At 42.0% G+C, this 3,340-nt stretch carries 2 protein-coding genes and 2 pseudogenes; all 4 read left to right on the top strand.

What is annotated here, in order from left to right:
- The coding region (locus H0Z31_15580) for a hypothetical protein (GenBank protein ID MBO8178841.1) at window positions 1–228 on the top strand (228 nt) is incomplete at its 5' end.
- Window positions 229–446: 218 nt separating this feature from the next.
- A pseudogene (locus H0Z31_15575) lies at window positions 447–605 on the top strand (DNA topology modulation protein FlaR).
- 79 nt (window positions 606–684) lie between these two features.
- Window positions 685–2,475, top strand: a complete 1,791-nt coding sequence (gene recQ, locus H0Z31_15570) for a DNA helicase RecQ (protein MBO8178840.1) — start codon at window positions 685–687, stop codon at window positions 2,473–2,475.
- Window positions 2,476–2,633: 158 nt separating this feature from the next.
- Window positions 2,634–3,188, top strand: a pseudogene (locus H0Z31_15565) (YdcF family protein).
- Window positions 3,189–3,340: the final 152 nt, after the last annotated feature.

Here is a 3,340-nt window from a genome sequence, read left to right as displayed (position 1 = left end):
ATGCCGAAGTGCAAGCCAAGATGCCGAAAGTGCAAGCCAAGATGCCGAAGTGCAAGCCAAGATGCCGAAGTGCAAGCCAAGATGCCGAAGTGCAAGCCAAGATGCCGAAGTGCAAGCCAAGATGCCGAAGTGCAAGCCGAATGTGCGAAAGTGCAAGCCGAATGCATGAAAGTGCAAGCCGAATGTGCGAAAGTGCATGCCGAATGCATGAAAGTGCAAGCCCACTGACCAAAGTACAAGTCATAATGCCAAAAGTACAAGCCAAAATGCTAAAGTGCAATTCAGATATCGAAAACTGGCAATCCAAATGTCAAAAACTGATAGACAACCTGTAAATAGAGCTAAACAAAAAATCAATTGGATAGTTCATACTAAAAAAATTATACCAATCTGTCATTTATTGTAAAACTTTAAAATAATCAAACGTATATGGAGATGGTAGTCCTATGGATAGCCACTTACCTAAAAAAATCCACATTATTGGTTCAGTGGGAAGCGGTAAAACAACATTAGCAAGAACGCTCTCTTCTCATCTAAATATTCCATTTTACGAATTAGATAATGTGGTTTGGAAAAGGTTTCAATCTGGGGATGTAAGAAGAAGTTAGAACAAATTAATTTCATCGAACGAATCTAGTCCATTTTCTGCTACAATGATAACTAAAAAGAGACATAGGTGATTCGATGCTTTTAAAAGCCAAAGAAGTGTTACATACCTATTTCGGATATTCAAGTTTTCGAAACGGACAGCTTGAGATTATTGAGAAAGTGTTGGCAGGTGAAGATACGATTGGTGTGCTTCCGACCGGTGGGGGGAAGTCGCTTTGTTATCAAGTGCCAGGGTTAGTGCTGGATGGGGTGACGCTTGTGATTTCGCCCCTGATTTCTTTAATGAAGGATCAAGTCGATGCCTTGATGCAAATGGGGATTTCAGCAACGTATTTGAACAGTACGTTATCCAAGGCAGAGATGAATGAACGGCTGTTTCTTGCCGAGCTAGGAGAATACCGGTTCATTTATGTGGCGCCCGAACGGTTAGAGGCGCCTTCGTTTCTTTCGTTATTAAAAAAATTGCCAGTCCGATTAGTAGCGATCGATGAAGCGCATTGCGTGTCTCAATGGGGGCACGATTTTCGTCCGCATTACCGGATGATTCGGCCGATGATGGAATCGCTCCCAGCCAAGCCGGTCGTCGTCGCACTTACCGCCACGGCGACGCCTGAAGTGTTGCACGATATTCGAACGCATTTTCAAATTGACCAAGCGAATGTCGTTGTGACGGGATTTGCTCGTGACAATCTGTCGTTCCATGTGTTAAAAGGGGAAAACCGCCGTGAGTTTGTGCTTCAGTATGTGAAAAAACGAAAAGACCATGCTGGGATTATTTATGCAGCGACGAAAAAAGAAGTTGATGCACTGTATTCGTTCTTCAAACAACAAGGAATCGCGGTTGGTAAGTATCATGCAGGTTTAACGAAAGAAGAACGCGACCAGTACCAAGAAAATTTTATTCATGACCGTCTGACTGTCATGGTTGCAACGAATGCCTTTGGGATGGGCATTAACAAATCGAACGTGCGCTATGTGATCCACTATCAAATGCCGAAAAATATGGAGTCGTATTATCAAGAAGCAGGACGAGCCGGTCGCGATGGGGAACCGAGTGAGTGTTTTTTGCTTTTTTCTCCACAAGATGTACATATTCAAAAGTTTCTCATTGAACAATCACAGCTTTCGTCGGAACGAAAAGAAGTGGAGTATCAGAAGCTCAATAAAATGGTCGACTACTGTCATACAGAGTCGTGTTTGCAGACATTCATTTTGCGCTATTTTGGGGAAACGACGTCTAATGAGCCGTGCGGTCGATGCTCGAACTGTACCGATGACCGAGAACAAATGGATATTACGACAGAAGCGCAAATGGTCTTTTCGTGCATCAAACGTATGCGTGAGAATTTTGGGAAAACACTGGTCGCCCAAGTGCTCAAAGGTTCGAAAAATAAACGGGTGAAAGAACTTGGTTTTGACCGACTCTCCACATATGGCTTAATGAACAACTTAACGGAAAAAGACATCATCCAGCTGATCGATTTTTTACTCGCCGAAGGATATTTAGGGTTAAAAGGGGAGCAATATCCCGTGGTGACTCTCCACAACCGGGCGTATGAGGTATTAAAAGGTGAGCGGTCCGTCTATCGAAAAGTGGCATACAAAGCAAAGGAGATGGAGGAAGATACGGAACTGTTTGCCCTTCTGCGTGCATTACGAAAAGAATGGGCCGAAAAAGAAGGCGTCCCGCCATACGTCATTTTTTCTGATCAAACATTACGTGAGATGAGTGCCCTTTTACCAGTCGACGAAGAGGCGCTCTTGCAAGTCAAAGGAGTGGGTGCCGTCAAAGCGAAAAAGTATGGCTCAGCCTTCTTGGAGGTTATCCGTGCGTATGTGGAGGAAAACGAATTGGTAATGAGGTAGGTCAAAACGAAAGAAGAAATGAAAACGCCCGACGCTACTAGGACATATGTATGGTGGGTTAACGTACTTATTTATATATTGTAAAATAATGGTACTTCAACTAACGTAAACAGGTTAGTTGAAGTGGAAGTAATTGTAATAAAAAGGATGAATAAACAATGTCGTATCCATTCGATTGCATTACCAACTTTATTTTCGTGGAAACTGAAATTGCCCCAGCAGATGTGATATTAATTCCTGGTGCGAACCATCCTCAACTAATGGAAAAAGCAGCTTCCTTGTATCAACAGGGATTCGCACCATACATACTACCATCTGGCGGATATAAACCACATGTAGGAACTACTGAATGGGAATTTTTACGAAATATTGGCATTGCAAATGGAGTGCCTGAAGAAGCAATTTTAAAGGAAGATCAAGCACAAAATACGTTTGAAAATGCACGTTTTTCGTTGGAAGTTCTATAAAAAACAGGAATACACCCTAGAAAAGTTATATTGGTCTGTAAAGCAGGACACTCTCGTCGAGCATTATTAACTTATCAAACGGTATTTCCAAAAGAAACTGAGTTCTTCATCTCGCCTGTCATCGACAGGTATGGAATAACTAAGGAAAATTGTTTTTTGTCTGAAGTTGGAATAAGTCGTATAATGACTGAAGTTGAAAAAATCGGTAAATACTTTGGTCCTCATATTCCGAATTGGGTTAAATAATACACAGATTTTGTCTGTGCTACTTCGGAGCTTTAACTGAATAAAGTGAAAGTGTAAAATCAACGCCCAGAGTGATCATGAACTGCACCCCTTAAAGTAGAGGTTGAAAAACCCCCTAATGGGCAACATTTACTTTAAGGGGTGATTTTTAT

The organism is Bacillus sp. (in: firmicutes) (assembly GCA_017656295.1).
GTDB lineage: Bacteria > Bacillota > Bacilli > Bacillales > JACDOC01 > JACDOC01.
This window is presented reverse-complemented; position numbering and strand designations above follow the sequence as displayed.